This window comes from Burkholderia puraquae, from assembly GCF_002099195.1.
Classification (GTDB): Bacteria; Pseudomonadota; Gammaproteobacteria; order Burkholderiales; family Burkholderiaceae; genus Burkholderia; species Burkholderia puraquae.
Map to the genome: position 1 here is coordinate 246,921 of NZ_NBYX01000010.1, position 16,909 is coordinate 263,829.

Below are 16,909 nucleotides of genomic sequence, written 5' to 3' on the forward strand. Positions count from 1 at the left end.
CCGACGAAGACAAAGAATGGTTTCTCGTTCACTCCGGGGCCGTCACCAACACAAATCCGGGATCGACGGTTAATGTTTACATCAATACAACACCCATCTGCCCCAACATGACCAACAGAGAATTCAGAATTACGGCAACACGACTAATTAAATGGTCAACAATTCTAGTTCATCGAAGAGTCATCGACCTGAGGTGATACGATGAAAGAACCAAAGAGAGAATGAAATACTGGTTCAATCGATGCGACGAAAATACGCGACAATATCTTATCAACGGCTTCTCACAACACCTTTCCGTCCTTGAAACGCTAACGCCACACCACTTCGTTCGAAGCGATCCGAACCTCGATAGAATGCCAGGTTGCGTCCCGAACATGAACGACATTGACAACGAAGCCGCTCATGTTTGCGGACCCAACACGGAGCGCAGGCTTATAAGTATCGCCATGAAATTTTGCACCGGCTTGCGCGACCAGAATATGTTCGGAGACTCTCGCTTATCTACGCTCATTCACGAAGTAACACATTTCATTGATACCTTCGGTAGCAGCGACGCTCGTTACGGGCTCGACCCGACAGTGGCCGCATGGGCAAGAGCCAATCCCGACCTGGCATTGAGAAATGCGGATACACTCACCGGATTCGTGATCTACGGCGAAGATTTATTTTCAGAATAAGGAGCCGAAATCAGCATGAGAATTTTTATCGCAGCATTGATTTCACCGATCGCAATCTCGTTCTTTTTCTCCGGAAACGCCGCAGCAGCATGCCAAGGCTCACAAAATCTGCCGTCGCAGCAATTGTTCGTGCCATTTTCACCCAACAACCACGAAGTCTCCGAATCCGACAAAATACGAATTGGACGATGGGTCTCAGCAATGAACTCCAAGCATCCAATTCAAAACTGGATCGATATAATTGGCAGCTCGTCCAAAAATGAAATCACCCCCAATCAACTTGCGACGAAACGTGCTTCCGCAGTGGCCAAGATCGTCATAGACGATGGCCTGATAAACGCACCATTTCAGATAAAAACGCAAATTTATCCAACCAATAGCGCAGCCGAACCAACGCCGGAAACCCGCGAGGTCACCGTTCAACTGAGCCCCGGCTGCCTCGACAACTGCTGTACGGGCCATTGATATGAAAGTTGCTCATTTACTTCCGCAGCACTTGCGTTGAACTGCGCACATCCAGCGCTCACGCGCGAAGGCCCATCGAATCTATCCAGGCGAGATTTCGATGTTCGATTCAAGCGACATACCAATTGCCGAACCGACGGTGCGATCAGGGCGCGCTCAAGAATCAAGCGCCCCCTTGCCTCGCACGCCGGCGCTGCACGAGCCAGTCGAGCAATTGCCGCCCGTCGCGCTCGCCGAACCAGCGTGCGTGACCGATCAGGTAGCCGTCGTACGCGATGTCGACGATTGCCGGCGCATCGATGATGCAGCCGAAATAAGCGACTTCCGACAGCGCGAACTCCGTATGCACGATCGGCAGCAGCGCGACCAGCGCCGCATAGGCTTCGTCGCCCAGCGGTTCGAGCGACTCATATCCGTCGAGCAGTGCGTCGATCTGCGCGTACTCGACACGGCGCGCATCGGCCGGTGCCATCCAGTCGACCGTATTGCGCTCGATCGCGAGCGCGAGGTCCATCACCGCGCAAGTGCGATCCGACAGCCCGAAATCGAGCACGGTCCGCACCTGCGCGCCGGGCCCCGCATCGGTCCACAACAGGTTCGACGCATGCCAGTCGCCGTGTGTCCACAGCGGCGGCAGCGCGGGCAACAGCGGTACGAGGCGGGCGTGATGCGGGCCGATCGCATCGGCCACGTCGCCGCGCCAGTCGCGCGCGCCGAGCGCGCGCACGAGCAGCGGCTGCGCATCGACCCAGCGTTCGAGCGCGCCCGCCAGATCCGCGGACGACAGCACGCGAAAGCTCGACAGCAGCGTGCGCACGGGCCGCGCCGGCGCATCGTAGCCGGCCGACGCGCGGTGCAGTTCGGCCAGCGCGCGGCCCGCCGCATACGCATGCGACGGATGCGTGAACGGCTGCCACGACATCACGCCGCGATACGGGTCGACACCGGGTGCCCGCACGTGCACCTCGTAGGTCCAGTCGCCGGACGCGAACGCGGTCGCGCCGTCGCGATCCGCGAGAATGTCCACCACGGGCATCCCGCGCTCGCGCAGATGCGCGATGAAGCGATGCTCCTCCTCGAGCCCTTCGACATCTCGCAGGCTCACGTGGTGACGCTTGACGAACAGCCCGCGCCCGTCCGCCATCTGCACGAGCACGGCCGCCGCAAACTGCCGCGGGCTGTGCCACGTCAGCCGCGCCGGCTCGCCGGCGCCATCGATGCGCGCGAGCACCGCCGCCACCTCGTCGTGCGTCATCAGCGGCCAGTCGCGTTCGGCCTGCTCGCCGTCGACACCGAATTGCGGCGGCGCGACGTCACGCGACAGGGGGCCGTCCGGCTCGAGTGGGAATGACATGAACGACGTTGCTCCGTGGTTGATCCAGATCGGCGCGTGAATCAGCGCGCGCCGCCGCCCGTTGCCAGCGCACCGCCGGCCGCCGCGCGCAGCGCAGCGGCCGTCCGGCTCCAGTCGCGCCAGCCGACGACGGCCAGCCCGATGAACAGCGCGTAGAGTCCGGCCGTCAGATACAGTTCCTTGAACACGAACATCCCGACGTATACGACGTTCACGACGATCCACAGCCCCCACGACGCAATGTAGCGCCGCGCGGTCCAGTATTGCGCGACGAGGCTGAACGCGGTCAGCGACGCGTCGACGAACGGCAGCGCCGCATCGGTCCAGCGCGCCATCATGCCGCCGAGCAACGCGCTGCCGGCGACGGCCGCGATCAGGTCGGGCAGCATCTGCTTCGGCCGCACGCCCGTGACGGGTGCGACGTCGCCGGCCGGCACCGCGCTGCCGTCGGCCTCACTTGCGCGCTGCGCGAGCCAGCGTTGCCAGCCGTACACCTGCAGCACCGCGAACGCGCCCTGTAGCAGCATGTCCGAATACAGCTTCGCGTCGAAGAAGATCCAGCCGTACAGCGCGACCGACACGAGCCCGACCGGCCAGCACAGCATGCGCCGCTTCGCGGTCAGCCAGATCGCGAGCGCGCTGACGATCACGCCGGCGATTTCGAGTGGGGACATCGTCTGTGCTCTCCTGGTTAGCCGCCGGGGCCGCGCGTCACGCGGCCGGGTCCGGACGGTCAGAAATCATAGGTCAACGACACGCGCGCGGTGCGCGGCGCACCCGGGAACAGGTACGCATCGCCCTGCTGCTCGCCCGCGTCGCGCCAGTAGAACTTGTTGAACAGGTTGTCCACCGACACGCGCAACACCGTGCGATGGCCGCCGATCTTCGTCGTATAGCGCGCCCCAAGATTGAACACGAACCACGACGGCACGCGCGCGGTGCCCTCCTCGTTCGCATTGCGGGCCGCGCTGTACTCGACGCCGCCCAGCACGTTCAGCCCCGCGACGCCCGGCACCGCGTAGTCCGCATACAGCGACGCACGCAGCGCCGGTACGTTGATGATCTGATGCCCTTCGTACGCCGGCGATCCGGAATCGTACGCACGCGCACGAATCGCCGCGACGCTGGCCGTCAGCCCCAGACGCTCGGTCACGCGCCCGGCCGCGCCGAGCTCGATCCCCTGGTGCCGCTGCGTGCCGCGCTGCACGAACGTGTAACGGGTGCCCGATGCGTCCGGGTCGGCGAACTGGAACGGCTTGCTGATCGAGAACACGGCGGCCGTGAGGCTCAGCCGATCGAGCCAGTCGTATTTCGCGCCGACCTCGATCTGGTGCGATTCGACGGGCGGCAGGAACGCATACGCGTTGGTCGCGCGCACGGGTGCCTGGTCGCCGAGCGACAGCGCCTTGCTGTACGACGCGTACAGCGACAGCACGTTCACCGGCTTGTAGACGAGCGCCACCTGCGGCAGGAACACCGAGCGGTCGGTATGCGTCGCGTCGCCGTCGAGGCTGCTCCAGCTGCGCTGGCGCAGCAGCACTTCCTTGCCGCCCGCGAGCACCTGCCAATGTTCGCCGATGCTGATGCGGTCGAGCCCGAACACGCCGTACTGCCACGCATCGAGGCGAGGATACGACGGGCCGGGCGCATTCGACGACGGCGAGAACGTCGTGTCGGGCCCGTAGATGTTCTCGCTGCCCACGTAGTCGTACACGGCGTCGGCCATGCTCACGACGCGGCGCTGCACGCTCACGCCGAGCGTCAGCTCGTGCCGCAGCGGCCCCGTCGCGAACTTGCCGGTCGTGACCGCGCGCAGGTCGTCGTTGCGCCGGTATTCGCCGGGGCTGCGGAAGTCGTACACGTCGTAGTCGCCGTTCGCGCCGAAGAAGAACGGCGACGTCGCGCCGGCCGTGCAGCTCGCCGCGTACGAGCAGCCGTACGCGAACGCGCTGTTGTCGTCGATCATCGTGCGGCTGCGGCCCGCGGCGATAGTCGCCTTCCAGTCGTCGTTGAACTGGTAGTCGAAGCGCGCATTCAGGTTCAGCGCGTCGGTCGTCACCGGTTTCGCCCACGGCTGCGTGCCGAGCGCCTTCGACGTCGTCTTGACCGACGGCACGACAGTGCCGCCAAGCAACTGGTAGCCGGGAGCGGAACGCTGGATCCACTGCTGGAATTCGGCGTTGAGCTGCAGGCTCGCGCGCGGGCTGATGTCCCAGTCGGCGGCAATCGAGCCGAACGTGCGCCGCCCGTTCGTGCCGTCGATGTAGGAATGCATGTTCTCCTTCGCGGCATTGATCCGGAAGCCGAACTGATTGTCGGGGCCGAAGCGGCGGCCGAGATCGACGGCCGCCGACGTCGAGCCGCGGCTGTCGACGCCACCCGTCACGCTCGCGACGTTCGCCGAACGCTTCGTCACGAAGTTGATCACGCCGCCCGGCGCGACGACGCCGCTGTCGATGCCCGCGAGCCCCTTCAGGATCTCGACGCGCTCCTTGTTCTCGAGCGGCACGTTCTGCTCGCCGGACACCGTCAGCCCGTCGATCCGGATCGCGCTCGCGAGATCGACCGGAAAACCGCGGATCGCAAAGCCTTCGAAATAGCCGACCGGCGCGTAGTCGTTGACGACCGACGCGTCGTTGCGCACGACGTCGCTCAGCCGCTTCGCCTGCTGGTCGTCGAGCTGCGCGCGCGTGACGACGCTCACCGATGCCGGCGTGTCGCGCAGCGGCGCATCGTCGAGCCCGGCGACCGACGCCGTGCGGGCGCGCAGCGCGTTGCCGCGCTCGCCGCTCACCGTGATCGTCGGCAGCGTCGCACTGCCGGCCGCCTCGGCGTCCGGCGCCGGCGCCGGCGCCGACGTGTCGCCCTGCGCCGCGGCGGCCTGTGCCGCGAAAAGCGTGATGCCGAGACCGACGCCAAGCCCGATCTTCGCGCGCCGCCGCCGTGCGGGCGACACTGTTGTTCTATTCACCGTCATTGTTCTGGATGGAAAACTCGCCACTCGACCCTGTCTAAACCCGTTACGAAGCTGCGAAGCGTGCCCGCACCCGCATTCAGCCCCTCCGCCGGACGCAGCGCCGGCCCGACATTCGTCAGACGAACCGGGCGAACCGAACGATATGGCCCGCAAGCGGGCCGCTCGGTCGGGACGACGCAGGATGGGACATCGGATTCAGGTGACGCACCGGGAACCGACACAGCCGTCGACCGGTTCGTCGGGGGCGTGTCGGGCGGCCGGCTGCATCGCGCGGCCTTGTCATGCGGGGGACGCTTCGAACGCCTCGGTGCGGGCGCGACGTATTTGCGCGCGCCGTTCGCTGGAACGGCGGCATGCCCGTCGCGCGCGACATCGCGGCGCGGCGCGCATTTTACCCCGGGCGGGGCTGACCGCCCTGGAATCGGGGGAATCGGGGGAATGGGAAGGCGGGAATGGGGACAATGCCATTCGTGCGGCACGACAACGGTGCCGAACGGTGCCGATGCGCGCGTGACTGCCGTCGTACGCAGCCACCTCAATGACCGGCGCAGTTGCGCGCCGGCCATGCAGCCGGAAACCGGAGCGGTAACAGCCGCCCGCTCGCGATTCGGCGGCCGGTCAGAATCCCTGCATCGTCACGGTCGGATCGACGACCAGGTGCACGACGCCGTAGATGACCGCGCCGACGAGCACCGCGAGGATGATCGCCACGAACGGCAGCAGCGTGAAGTTGGCGTTCGCGAGATCGGTCGCGTGCGCCTTGCTGTTGCGTACGCCGAAGAAACTCCACAGGACCAGTCGGATCATGCCGAGCAGTTTCATGATTGCGCTCCTTTCATCTATCGGTTGACGCTATCGTCGATCCGACCGGCATCCGAAAAAAGAAGCAGTTGCGTGCGCTTTTCGCGCAGCAGGCCGTCTGCGGCGGCATGTCGCAGGTTGCATCAGCGCTCGAGCACGAGTGGTTCCGTCCCTGGTACTGGCCGTGCGACGCACAGCAGCGCGCAGCCGGGTTCGACCGGTGCATCGGGCACCTGTTCGTAGTCGACCGCGCCGGACAGCACGCGTGTCGCGCACGTGCCGCACGACCCGGAGCGGCATTCGGACGGCACGGCCACGCGCTGCCCTTCCGCGAATTCGAGCAATGTGCCGTCGGCGGGCGTCCACGCGGCTTCGCGGCCCGTGCGGCGGAATACGACCGGTACGCTCGCCGCCGGCGGGGCAGACGTGCGGGGCGCGCTGCGTGCCACGCTCGACGGCCCGAACGCCTCGAAGCGGATGCGCTCGTCCGGCACGTTCAGCGCGCGCAGCCCTTCGTACAGGTCGCGCATGAACGCCGACGGCCCGCACAGGTAGAAGTCGTAGTCGTCGAACGTCAGGAGCCGCTTCAGTTGCGCGATGCCGATGCGGCCGGCTTGCGCGGCCGAGCCTTCGCGAGGATGACTGTCGAACCAGTGGAGCGACAAGCGTTCGTCGGCGGCCGCCATGCGTGCCAGCTCCTCGGCAAACGGTCGATCATCTGCTTCACGTGCGCCGTGCACGAACACCATGCGGCGCGACAGTTGATCGTCAGTCAGCGCGCGGCGCAGCATCGCGACCATCGGCGTGATGCCGATGCCCGCCGACACGAGCACGGCCGGGCGCGGGCTCGCGAGATCGAACGTGAAGCGGCCGCGCGGCATCTGCGCATCGAGCGTCATGCCCGCCTGCGCGTGATCGTGCAGCCACACCGATACGCGCCCTTCGCGCTTCACGGTGATCCGGTAATGCGCGCCGCCCGGCGCATCGGAGAGCGTGTAGCTGCGGATCGACGGCGAATCGCTGCCCGGCAGCGTGACGCGCAGCGTCAGGTGTTGCCCGGCTTCGTAGGCAGGCAGTGCACCGCCGTCCGCCGGTTCGAAATGGAACGAACGGATCGCACGCGCTTCGTCGACGATCTTCGCGATGCGCAGCGGCCGCCATGTGGGTGTCGATGCGGGTGCTAATGCGGTTTCTGGTGCGGTTGCTGATGTCGTTGCTGATGTTGTTGCTGATGTCGTTGCTGATGTGGGTGCCGATGTGGTTGCCGATGTGGTTGCCGATGCGGGTGCCGACGCGGGTGTCGACGCGAGTGCCAACGTGGTTGCTGATCCCGATGCTGGTGCGATGACAGATGCCGAAGCGGGTGCAGACGGCACCGGCACCACCGCCGCAACCGCCCCCGCGCCGGCAGCCATCGCCGCGAACTGCGGCGCACGCTCGACCGCCGACCACCGGAACGGCAGCACCGCGCGCATGCGCCGCACTTCCTGCACATGGAACCGCACGACCCGCTGCGCACCATCGAACGACGCGACGAGCGGCCCGTCCCACACGATCTCGGCACGCGCGGCGACGTACAGCAGGTCGCCGTTGTCGAAATCGACGAACAGCAGCCCCGCACGCGGATCGTGCTGCAGGTTGCCAAGCGTGTTGAAGAAGCGGTTGCCGCTGAAATCCGGCGTCGTCAGCGTGTGCGTATCGTCGACGCGCACGAAGCCCGGCATCCCGCCGCGATGCGATACGTCCGCGCCGCGCGCGGCGCCCGCGTCCGCCGACGTATTCGCACTCGCGACGAAGAACGTATCGGCCTGCGCAAGCAGCGCGCGATCGGCGTCGTTCAGCGCATCCGACACTTCAGGGGCGACGGACGCGTCGACTTCCCGTGCGACGAACGTCGGCTTGCGGCCCTGGATGTACTTCGCGCAGTTGCCGAAGCTCTGCTCGACCGCGATCGTCAGTGCATCGTCGTCGACCGCGCGCACGACGCCGTTGACGCGATTGCGCCGCCGCGTATCGAATTCGATGCCGAGCCCGCCGAGCGGTGCGCCCGACTGCCACGCGCCGGCCAGCGGATCGCCCGGCAGCGCGCGCGCCGCAATGCGCAGCGTGCGCGCATCCGGCGACGTCACGAACCCCGGTGCGCCGGCGCGCAGCGTCGCCCACGGCTGGCCGTGCGCGTCGACGCCGCCGAGCACGAAGAACGGCAGTTGCGCGAAAAACGTCCGGTGCTGGTCCGGCATGAAGCGCCGGATCCCGCGCCGGCCGGCCGAACCCGCAGCCTCCGTCACGCCCGCGCGCTGCTGCACGGCGAGTTCGCCCGCGTGAAACGGCGCGGTGTCGAGTTCCCAGCCCGGTACGACGGCGGTCGGGGTGTTCATCGTGTTCTCCCTGATCAGGCGCGGCTTCGGCAGGCGTTACGCGGCGAGCAGGCCCGCGCGCGTCGTCGGCATGGCAACGAAGCCCGGCAGCGCCTCGACACGCGCCAGCCAGGCACGCACGTACGGATACGGCTCGAGCGACACGCCGCCTTCCGGTGCGTGTGCGATGTATGTGTACGCGGCGATGTCCGCAATCGTCGGCTGCGCGCCGGCCGCGAACGGCTTGCCGGCCAGTTCGCGATCGATCACGTCGAGCACCTTTGCGGCCGTGCGCTTGGCGGCCTCCGGGTCGAGCTTCGCGCCGAACACGGTCACGAGCCGCGCGGCGGCCGGCCCCGATGCGATCGGCCCGGCGGCATACGACAGCCAGCGCTGCACGACTGCCGCACCTGCCGGGTCGTCGGGCAGCCAGTGCGCGTCGCCGTAGCGCTTCGCGAGGTAGACGAGGATCGCGTTCGAATCGGCGATCACCGTGCCGCTGTCGTCGATCACGGGCACCTGCCCGAGCGGATTGAGTGCGAGGAACGCCGGTTCGCGCTGCGCGCCGGCCGCGAGATCGACGTCGACGGTCTCGGACGGCAGGCCGAGCAGCGACAGGAACAACCGGACGCGATGCGCATGCCCCGAGAGCAGGAACGAATAGACACGAATCGGTGAAGCGGGCTTGCGGGCGGCAGACATGGAAAACACTCCGGAATCTCGCGCCGCCGGGGATCGGCGACGAACAACTGCAGCGTAGCGCTCGCCGTTCGTCGCCAGAAGACGGATAATCGAGGAAACATTATCCTTTTCCATAGGACAATCGACGATGGCCGATCTGCGCGACGTGAACCTGAACCGGCTGGCGATCTTCGTCGCGGTGGTCGACGCCGGCTCGCTGACGGCCGCGGCCGAGCGGCTCGGCCTGGCGAAGACAGTCGTCAGCACGCACATGCAGCGCCTCGAATCCGAGGTCGGCGCGAACCTGCTGGTGCGCACGACGCGGCGGCTGAGCGTGACCGACGCGGGGCGCGCGTTCTACGACGCGTGCCGCGACATCGTGCGCGCCGCCGAAAGCGCGCTCGACGCGGTGTCGTCCGACGCAGGGCCGCTGCGCGGCACGCTGCGCGTAAGCGTGCCGATCGACTACGGCGCGCTGGTCGTCGCCCCTGCCGTCGTCGCGTTACGCGACCGGCATCCGGCGCTCGACGTCGAACTCGTCGCGAACGACCGCGTGGTCGATCTCGTCGCGGACAACCTCGACGTCGCGATCCGCATCGGCCGCCTCGCCGATTCCAACTATCGCGCGGTGCAGCTCGGCACCTATGAGAAATGGCTGGTCGCGAGCCCCGCGTTCGTCGCGCGCCACGGGCGGCCGCACGATCCGGATGCGCTCGCCGCGCTGCCGTTCGTGATGCTGTCGACGCTGCCGCGCCCGCATACGGTCGAACTCGAAAGCGCGAACGGCGGCAATGCGTCGGTACGCTGCGTCGCGCCGGTCGTGTCGAACACCGCGACGGCGTGCCGCGCGATCGTGCTCGCGGGCGGCGGCTTCGGGCTGCTGACCGATTTCTCGACCGCCGACGACGTCGCGGCCGGCCGGCTCGTGCGCCTGCTGCCTGCGTGGCGCTCGGCGCCGGCCGGGATTCATGCGGTGTATCCGTCGACGCGGCTGCCTTCGCCGAAGGTGCGGGCATTCGTCGATGCGATGAAGGCGAGGATCGGGGAAACGACGGCAGCGCCGGCGCGCGCGAAACACACGAGCGACTGATTCCGGACGGCCGGCATCGTCCGGCACGACCGCCGGCCATCCATGCGCGTCAACATGCCGCCAACCTCCTTTCTCCGGGCCTTCTCGCCCATCGTGAATACACCCTTTATTACCCCAAAAAAATCAGGCATTGCCTTTCCCGTTTTTCTACTAATCTTATTCCCGGTAATACGCTGATTTGCGTTTACCAAAACGTTTCAATTCTCCGCTTTATTCAATCAAGGAGTCTGAAATGCAAACCGCCGCAATTTCATGGGGAAGCACGCCGTCGATCCGCGTCTATACGGCCAACGGCAACAAGATCACGGAGCGCTGCTACGACGGTCAGAACTGGTACACCGGCGCGTTCAACCAGCAGGGTGACAACGTATCCGCAACGTGCTGGCTGGTCGGAAGCGCGGTCCACATCCGCGTGTATGCAACCAGCGGCGGCTCGACGACCGAGTGGTGCTGGGATGGCGACGGCTGGACGCGGGGCGGCTATACGGGTTTGTAATCGAGCGTGCCTGGGGCGCGATGATTGTCGCGCCACGACCGGCGCAATGCGAACCGACTTTCGCATTGCGCCGCTTTTTAATTCGATCCACATTGCCTTGATCAATTCACTGCCACATGGAATCGAAATCAAAAACAATGACAGCTTACTGACATTTATTTTTTACCCCGAAAATCGCCAGTTTTTTATTTATGTAAAAGGCGATTAAATCGCGCAAGAAAACGGCACGACGCCCGGGGTGCCGTGCAGCCGGCGCTTTATTTTCATTTTCAACCGGCAATGCCGGGCGCCACCGCCAAAGCGCGATACCTTCCGGTTACCCGATCTCCCGCAACGTCCCCAGCAGCACCTTCCTGCAACTCGCGACCATCTGCGCCTCCGGATCGCGATATTCGGTGAGCAGCCACGCCGCGCCGACGTTCGTCATCGCACCGACGAGCGCGAGCCCGATCAGCCGTTGCTCGGTGCGCTCCGCGGGCGTCGCCGCTTCACGCGGCGCGCCGATCGCCATGATCAGCTTGCCGAAGTCGATCAGCATGCGCTGGTACGTCATGTCGGTGTCCGCGCTGACGCCCATCACCTCGAGCAACAGCACGCGCGCCGCGCACGGGTCGCGCAGGAACGCAAAGAACGCGGCGAGCCCCGCATCGACGCTCTCGTGCAGATCGCCGCCGCACTCGGCCACCGCCCGCGCGACCGCGTCGTGCAACTGCTGCGCGTGATGCAAATAGGTGCAGCGCAGCAAATCCTCGGTGCTGTCGAACGCCGCGTAGAAATAGCGATCGTTCAGCTTCGCTTCCTGACAGATCGACCGTACGGTCGCCTTGCGGAATCCGACCGTGCCGAACACGCGCGTCGCCGCGCGGATCAGTGCGTCGCGCCGCTCGGCGGCCCGCACCTCGGGCGCCACGCCGCCATACGAGCGGCCCCGTTTTTCCGTTTCGAGTGCTTTCTCCATTCCGCTATTTGACATCAGGACACCCGAAAACTAAAGTGGTGACAACCAACACCACATTAGACGCGCCGCCAGCGTCGTGCAAGCGGAACAGGAGGAGCAACGGATGAACGGGTTTTCCGGCAAGGTCGCCGCGATCACGGGCGCCGGTTCGGGCATGGGCCGCAGCCTCGCGGTCGAGCTCGCGCGGCGCGGCTGCGAGGTCGCGCTCGCCGACGTCAATGAAACCGGGCTCGCCGGCACGGCCGCCGCCTGCGCGCGGCATGGCGTGCACGTGAGCACGCGGCGGCTCGACGTATCCGACCGCGATGCGGTGTTCGCGTGGGCCGATTTCGTGCGCGCCGAGCACGGCAAGGTCAACCTGGTCTTCAACAACGCAGGCGTGTCCCTGGCCGCCAGCGCCGAGACCGCACGCATCGCCGATCTCGAATGGATCGTCGGCATCAACTTCTGGGGCGTCGTGCACGGCACGCAGGCGTTCCTGCCGCATCTGCGCGCGTCGGGCGACGGTCATGTCGTCAACACGTCGAGCCTGTTCGGCCTCGTCGCGATGCCGACGCAAAGCGCGTACAACGCGACGAAGTTCGCGGTGCGCGGCTTCACCGAGGCGCTGCGAATGGAGCTCGAACTCGACGGCGCGCCGGTGAGCGCGACCTGCGTGCACCCGGGCGGCGTTGCAACGAACATCGTCGACGCGAGCCGCGTCGATACCAGCATCCACGCGCTCACGGGTCAGGACGAAGCGACCCATCGCCGCCAGGCGAACCGCCTGATCAACGCGACGACGGCCGACGACGCCGCACGGCAGATCCTCGCGGGTGTCGAGCGCAATGCGCGCCGCGTGCTCGTCGGCGCCGACGCGCGACGGCTCGACCGGATCGCGCGCCTGCTCGGCGCCGGCTACCAATGGCTGATGCTGCGCCACGTGCGCCGCGCCCGCGCCCGCAACCTCGAACGCGCGCACGCCCCGGCCGCGCTCCCGACCACGCCGACCAAGGACCCCGCATGACCTCGACGACGACCGACCGGCGCGACGCGCCGCCCGCCCCCGGCGCCCGCCAGGACGGCAACGACCTCGATGTGCTGATCGTCGGCGCCGGCCTGTCCGGCATCGGCGCCGCGTATCACCTGAAGCAGCGCTGCCCGTATGCGAGCGTGGCGATCGTCGAGGCGCGCGACGCGATCGGCGGCACCTGGGACCTGTTCCGCTATCCGGGCGTCCGTTCGGATTCCGACATGTTCACGCTCGGCTACAGCTTCCGGCCGTGGCACAGCGACAAGGCGATCTCCGACGGCCAGACGATCCTCGACTACATCCGCGACACCGCGCGCGCGTACGGCATCGACAAGACGATCCGCTACGGCCAGAAGGTGGTCGCTGCCGACTGGGACTCGAACCGCGCGCGCTGGACCGTACGCATCGAGCGCACGCGGGACGGCGCGACCGACACGCTCGTGTATACGTGCCGCTTCCTGTTCATGTGCAGCGGCTATTACGACTACGACGCCGGCTACCTGCCCGACTGGGCCGGCATGGACACCTTCGAAGGCAAGCTCGTGCATCCGCAGCACTGGCCGAAGGACCTGTCGTACGCGAACCGGCGCGTGGTCGTGATCGGCAGCGGCGCGACGGCCGTCACGCTCGTACCGTCGATGGCGGCCGACGCACAGCACGTGACGATGCTGCAGCGCTCGCCGACCTACATCGTGTCGCTGCCCGCGCGCGACAGGATCGCGAATGCGCTGCGCCGCGTGCTGCCGTCACGGCTTGCGCACCGGCTCGTGCGCATGAAGAACGTGCTGCTGACGATGTACCTGTACAACGTGTCGCGCCGCAAGCCCGACCAGACGAAGAAATTCATCATCCGAGCGGCCAGCAAGCAGGTCGGCCCCGGCTTCGACGTCGCGAAGCACCTGACGCCGCGCTACATGCCGTGGGACCAGCGCGTGTGCCTGGTGCCGAACGGCGACCTGTTCAAGTCGATCCGCGCGGGCCGCGCATCGATCGTCACCGACGAGATCGAGCGCTTCACGCCGACCGGCCTCAAGCTGAAGAGCGGCCAGCAACTCGACGCAGACGTGATCGTCACCGCGACCGGGCTGAAGGTGAAGATGCTCGGCGGCGCGCGCGTCACCGTCGACGGCCGCGCGGTCGACCTGCCGGACACCGTGTCGTACAAGGGGATGATGTACAGCGACGTGCCGAACCTCGCGTCGTCGTTCGGCTACACGAATGCGTCGTGGACGCTGAAGGCCGAGCTGATCGCGCGCTACGTGTGCCGGCTGCTCAACCACATGCGCGCCAACGGCTACGACACGTGCGTGCCGCGGCTCGGCGCCGGCGATCTCGGCAACGTGCCGGCCGTCAACCTGAGCTCGGGCTACATCCAGCGCGCGGCCGGCATCCTGCCGAAGCAGGGGCACAACAAGCCGTGGAAGTTCCACCAGAACTACGTGCTCGATCTCGCGTCGCTGAAGTTCAGCGGACTCGCCGATTCGGCAATGCAGTTCGAACGCCGCGCGAAAGCCGGCCCGGCCGCCACGACGCCGGTTGCCGAACCCGCACTCGAAACCCGCTGAGGCCGACATGACCCATACGCTCCATCTGATCCAGAACGTGCTGCTCGGCGTCGTCGCGGTGCTCGCCGCGCTCGCGCTGTTTACCGGTTACGTGGCCCGCCGCGTGACGCGCGCGTTTCCGCCCGAAGGCCGCTTCGTCGACATCGGCGGCGACCGCATCCACTACGTCGAATACGGCAACGGCCCGCCGCTCGTGTTCGTCCACGGGCTCGCCGGGCAGTTGCGCAATTTCGCGTACCTGCCGCTCGCGCGGCTCGCGCAGCAGCATCGCGTGATCCTCATCGACCGGCCGGGCGCCGGCCGCTCGATCCGCGGCGCGGGTTCGCAGGCGAACGTGTTCGCGCAGGCCCGCACGGTCGCCGCGTTCATCGACGCGCTGCGGCTCGACAAGCCGGTGCTGGTGGGCCACTCGCTCGGCGGCGCGATCGCGCTCGCGGTCGGCCTCAATCATGCGGACTGCGTGAGCCGGCTCGCGCTGATCGCGCCGCTGTCGCACGAGCAAAGCGAGCCGCCGGCGCCGTTCAAGCCGCTGATGCTGCCCTCGCCGCTCGTGCGCCGCTTCGTGTCGTGGACCTTCGCGATTCCGCTGACGATCCTGACCGGCCGCAAGGCCGTGCGCCAGGTGTTCGCGCCGGAGGACGTGCCGCGCGACTTCCCGGTCAAGGGCGGCGGGCTGCTCGGGATGCGCCCGCACGTGTTCTACGCGACCGCGACCGACCTGCTGTCCGCCCCCGTCGACCTGCCCGCGATGGAGCGTCGCTACCCGGACCTCGCGCTGCCGGTCGACGTGCTGTACGGGCGCGCCGATCCGATCCTGAACTGGCGCGAGCACGGCGAAGCGCTCGCGAAGAAATCGGCGCGCGTGCGGCTGAAGGTCGTCGAGGGCGGGCACATGCTGCCGGTCACGATTCCGGAGGCCACCGCCGACTGGCTGCTCGAAGTGGCTGCTGCGCCGGCCGATACGGTCGCGCAAGCGGCGCGGGTCGAGCACTGAGCCGGCGCTGATCGAAGCAGAGCCTGATCCCGTGCCGTGCAGTGGGCGCCGGCGCGGAATCAGGCTTCATCGTCGGGCAGCGACAGCCCGAGATCCGAGATCACCTCGCGCGCGCTGCGGAATGCCTCGACCGCGGCCGGCGCACCCGCATACAGCGCGCTGTGCAGCAACACCTCGCGGATCTCGACGAGGCTCGCGCCGTTGTTGAGCGCGCCGCGAATGTGTCCCTTCAGTTCCGTGCTGCGGCCGAGCGCCGCCAGCATCGCGCACGTGCACAGGCTGCGCGTCTTCAGGTCGATCCCGCCCCGCTGCCACGTGCTGCCCCACGCGTGCTCGTTCAGCCAGTTCTGCAGCGGGCGCGAAAAACCGTCGAGGTCGCGCATCGCGCGCTCGACGAACGCCTCGCCCATCACGTCGATTCGTCGCGCCTTGCCGTATTCCCTGTCCTGTTCGCTCATGTCCGTGTCCTGTGTGGAGTCGTGGCTGCTTGCGCGTCGTCGGCAGCCGGGGATGTCGCGCCATGTTCTTCGGGCCGGCGCGTTTCGTCAAAGATGCGGCCCTCGGTTCGAGGTCGTCCGCGTCACGCGATATCGAACGCTACGTAACATCGCGCCGCGCGTTACGGCGGCTGACGGGAACATCGCAACCGCCGCGCCCGCACACCGTGCGTGCCCGTCGCGCGAAAGCCTCGTTACTCCGTTTAAATCGCGACGATATTCCCGATTTCCGCAATAAAGCCCCAAACCATTTCGAGAAACCTGTCATGGCGCGGAATTTGCAGTGGAGGCTTGGACACACTTCCAATGTCGAGGCCAACATGCACAAACTCTTCAAGAAGACGACGGTAACGATGGCCGTCTCGTCGCTGCTCGCACTCTATGGTTGCGGCTCGGTCGATGGACCGACCACGCCGCCGACGATCAAGCCGAGCACGTCAGGGACGGGCGGCAGTTCGGGGACTTCGGGTACGTCGGGTACGTCGGGCGGTGGGACGTCGGGGACTTCGGGCGGCGGGACTTCGGGTAGCTCGGGTACGTCGGGGACTTCCGGCACCTCGGGCACCTCGGGCACCTCGGGCACCTCGGGCACCTCGGGTACTTCCGGCACCTCGGGTACTTCCGGTACGTCGGGTACTTCCGGCACGTCGGGCACTTCCGGTACGTCGGGTACTTCCGGTACGTCGGGCACCTCCGGCACGTCGGGCACCTCCGGCACCTCGGGTACTTCCGGTACGTCGGGTACTTCGGGCACGTCGGGCACCTCCGGCACGTCGGGCACCTCGGGCACTTCCGGTACGTCGGGTACTTCCGGTACGTCGGGTACTTCGGGCACTTCGGGCACTTCGGGCACTTCGGGCACTTCGGGCACTTCGGGCACTTCGGGCACTTCGGGTACGTCGGGTACGTCGGGCACTTCGGGTACGTCGGGTACTTCGGGTACGTCGGGTACTTCGGGTACTTCGGGTACTTCGGGTACTTCGGG

At 66.8% G+C, this 16,909-nt stretch carries 14 protein-coding genes and 2 pseudogenes; 8 read left to right on the forward strand and 8 right to left on the reverse strand.

Going from position 1 to position 16,909, the window contains the following annotated elements; translation table 11 throughout:
* Positions 1 to 215: 215 nt before the first annotated feature.
* A pseudogene (locus B7G54_RS39785) lies at positions 216 to 677 on the forward strand (M35 family metallo-endopeptidase); the annotation flags it as partial.
* A 15-nt stretch (positions 678 to 692) separates the two neighbouring features.
* Positions 693 to 1,142, forward strand: coding sequence for an OmpA family protein (locus tag B7G54_RS20785; protein WP_085040777.1), 450 nt, complete (start codon positions 693 to 695; stop codon positions 1,140 to 1,142).
* A 163-nt stretch (positions 1,143 to 1,305) separates the two neighbouring features.
* Here B7G54_RS20785 and B7G54_RS20790 read toward each other — a convergent pair whose 3' ends face one another.
* The 6 genes from B7G54_RS20790 to B7G54_RS20815 all read right to left on the reverse strand — a co-directional run bounded on the left by B7G54_RS20790 (position 1,306) and on the right by B7G54_RS20815 (position 9,333).
* Positions 1,306 to 2,496, reverse strand: a complete 1,191-nt coding sequence (locus tag B7G54_RS20790; protein WP_085040778.1) for a phosphotransferase enzyme family protein — start codon at positions 2,494 to 2,496, stop codon at positions 1,306 to 1,308.
* Positions 2,497 to 2,537: 41 nt separating this feature from the next.
* Complete coding sequence (gene pnuC / locus B7G54_RS20795) at positions 2,538 to 3,170, reverse strand: nicotinamide riboside transporter PnuC (RefSeq protein ID WP_085040779.1); 633 nt, start codon at positions 3,168 to 3,170, stop codon at positions 2,538 to 2,540.
* A 59-nt stretch (positions 3,171 to 3,229) separates the two neighbouring features.
* Positions 3,230 to 5,473: a TonB-dependent siderophore receptor gene (locus tag B7G54_RS20800; protein WP_085040780.1), complete on the reverse strand. Its 2,244-nt coding sequence runs from the start codon at positions 5,471 to 5,473 to the stop codon at positions 3,230 to 3,232.
* A gap of 618 nt (positions 5,474 to 6,091) precedes the next feature.
* Positions 6,092 to 6,295, reverse strand: a complete 204-nt coding sequence (locus B7G54_RS20805) for a DUF2970 domain-containing protein (protein WP_085040781.1) — start codon at positions 6,293 to 6,295, stop codon at positions 6,092 to 6,094.
* 122 nt (positions 6,296 to 6,417) lie between these two features.
* The gene (locus tag B7G54_RS20810; RefSeq protein WP_085040782.1) at positions 6,418 to 8,652 is read right to left on the reverse strand and encodes a pyridoxamine 5'-phosphate oxidase family protein; all 2,235 of its coding nucleotides are present in this window, start codon (positions 8,650 to 8,652) and stop codon (positions 6,418 to 6,420) included.
* A 36-nt stretch (positions 8,653 to 8,688) separates the two neighbouring features.
* The gene (locus B7G54_RS20815) at positions 8,689 to 9,333 is read right to left on the reverse strand and encodes a glutathione S-transferase family protein (protein ID WP_085040783.1); all 645 of its coding nucleotides are present in this window, start codon (positions 9,331 to 9,333) and stop codon (positions 8,689 to 8,691) included.
* Between the two features lie 127 nt (positions 9,334 to 9,460).
* Between B7G54_RS20815 and B7G54_RS20820 the strand changes: the two genes are divergently transcribed.
* Positions 9,461 to 10,402: a LysR family transcriptional regulator gene (locus B7G54_RS20820; protein WP_085040784.1), complete on the forward strand. Its 942-nt coding sequence runs from the start codon at positions 9,461 to 9,463 to the stop codon at positions 10,400 to 10,402.
* Between the two features lie 232 nt (positions 10,403 to 10,634).
* On the forward strand, positions 10,635 to 10,898 hold the full coding sequence (locus B7G54_RS20825) for a fucose-binding lectin (RefSeq protein WP_085040785.1): 264 nt from the start codon (positions 10,635 to 10,637) through the stop codon (positions 10,896 to 10,898).
* 316 nt (positions 10,899 to 11,214) lie between these two features.
* Here B7G54_RS20825 and B7G54_RS20830 read toward each other — a convergent pair whose 3' ends face one another.
* Complete coding sequence (locus B7G54_RS20830) at positions 11,215 to 11,856, reverse strand: TetR/AcrR family transcriptional regulator (RefSeq protein ID WP_244289394.1); 642 nt, start codon at positions 11,854 to 11,856, stop codon at positions 11,215 to 11,217.
* Positions 11,857 to 11,959: 103 nt separating this feature from the next.
* Between B7G54_RS20830 and B7G54_RS20835 the strand changes: the two genes are divergently transcribed.
* The 3 genes from B7G54_RS20835 to B7G54_RS20845 are packed head-to-tail and all read left to right on the forward strand — an operon-like array spanning position 11,960 to position 15,427.
* The gene (locus B7G54_RS20835; protein WP_085040787.1) at positions 11,960 to 12,862 is read left to right on the forward strand and encodes an SDR family NAD(P)-dependent oxidoreductase; all 903 of its coding nucleotides are present in this window, start codon (positions 11,960 to 11,962) and stop codon (positions 12,860 to 12,862) included.
* Complete coding sequence (locus B7G54_RS20840) at positions 12,859 to 14,433, forward strand: flavin-containing monooxygenase (protein ID WP_085040788.1); 1,575 nt, start codon at positions 12,859 to 12,861, stop codon at positions 14,431 to 14,433. Before B7G54_RS20835 ends, B7G54_RS20840 begins: the two co-directional genes overlap by 4 nt.
* Before the next feature lie 7 nt (positions 14,434 to 14,440).
* Positions 14,441 to 15,427 carry an alpha/beta fold hydrolase gene (locus B7G54_RS20845; RefSeq protein ID WP_085040789.1) on the forward strand — a complete coding sequence of 329 codons (987 nt, stop codon included), beginning with the start codon at positions 14,441 to 14,443 and terminating at the stop codon, positions 15,425 to 15,427.
* 59 nt (positions 15,428 to 15,486) lie between these two features.
* On the opposite strand, the gene B7G54_RS20850 is transcribed toward B7G54_RS20845, so the two are convergent.
* Positions 15,487 to 15,885: a carboxymuconolactone decarboxylase family protein gene (locus tag B7G54_RS20850; protein WP_085040790.1), complete on the reverse strand. Its 399-nt coding sequence runs from the start codon at positions 15,883 to 15,885 to the stop codon at positions 15,487 to 15,489.
* Positions 15,886 to 16,277: 392 nt separating this feature from the next.
* Here B7G54_RS20850 and B7G54_RS20855 point away from each other — a divergent pair.
* Positions 16,278 to 16,909, forward strand: a pseudogene (locus tag B7G54_RS20855) (collagen-like triple helix repeat-containing protein); the annotation flags it as partial.

Bases quoted from the DNA above. Each gene is read 5' to 3' on its own strand.
- B7G54_RS20785 (WP_085040777.1), top strand. From the start codon at position 693: ATGAGAATTTTTATCGCAGCATTGATTTCACCGATCGCAATCTCGTTC.
- B7G54_RS20790 (WP_085040778.1), bottom strand. From the start codon at position 2,496: ATGTCATTCCCACTCGAGCCGGACGGCCCCCTGTCGCGTGACGTCGCG.
- pnuC (WP_085040779.1), bottom strand. From the start codon at position 3,170: ATGTCCCCACTCGAAATCGCCGGCGTGATCGTCAGCGCGCTCGCGATC.
- B7G54_RS20800 (WP_085040780.1), bottom strand. From the start codon at position 5,473: ATGACGGTGAATAGAACAACAGTGTCGCCCGCACGGCGGCGGCGCGCG.
- B7G54_RS20805 (WP_085040781.1), bottom strand. From the start codon at position 6,295: ATGAAACTGCTCGGCATGATCCGACTGGTCCTGTGGAGTTTCTTCGGC.
- B7G54_RS20810 (WP_085040782.1), bottom strand. From the start codon at position 8,652: ATGAACACCCCGACCGCCGTCGTACCGGGCTGGGAACTCGACACCGCG.
- B7G54_RS20815 (WP_085040783.1), bottom strand. From the start codon at position 9,333: ATGTCTGCCGCCCGCAAGCCCGCTTCACCGATTCGTGTCTATTCGTTC.
- B7G54_RS20820 (WP_085040784.1), top strand. From the start codon at position 9,461: ATGGCCGATCTGCGCGACGTGAACCTGAACCGGCTGGCGATCTTCGTC.
- B7G54_RS20825 (WP_085040785.1), top strand. From the start codon at position 10,635: ATGCAAACCGCCGCAATTTCATGGGGAAGCACGCCGTCGATCCGCGTC.
- B7G54_RS20830 (WP_244289394.1), bottom strand. From the start codon at position 11,856: ATGGAGAAAGCACTCGAAACGGAAAAACGGGGCCGCTCGTATGGCGGC.
- B7G54_RS20835 (WP_085040787.1), top strand. From the start codon at position 11,960: ATGAACGGGTTTTCCGGCAAGGTCGCCGCGATCACGGGCGCCGGTTCG.
- B7G54_RS20840 (WP_085040788.1), top strand. From the start codon at position 12,859: ATGACCTCGACGACGACCGACCGGCGCGACGCGCCGCCCGCCCCCGGC.
- B7G54_RS20845 (WP_085040789.1), top strand. From the start codon at position 14,441: ATGACCCATACGCTCCATCTGATCCAGAACGTGCTGCTCGGCGTCGTC.
- B7G54_RS20850 (WP_085040790.1), bottom strand. From the start codon at position 15,885: ATGAGCGAACAGGACAGGGAATACGGCAAGGCGCGACGAATCGACGTG.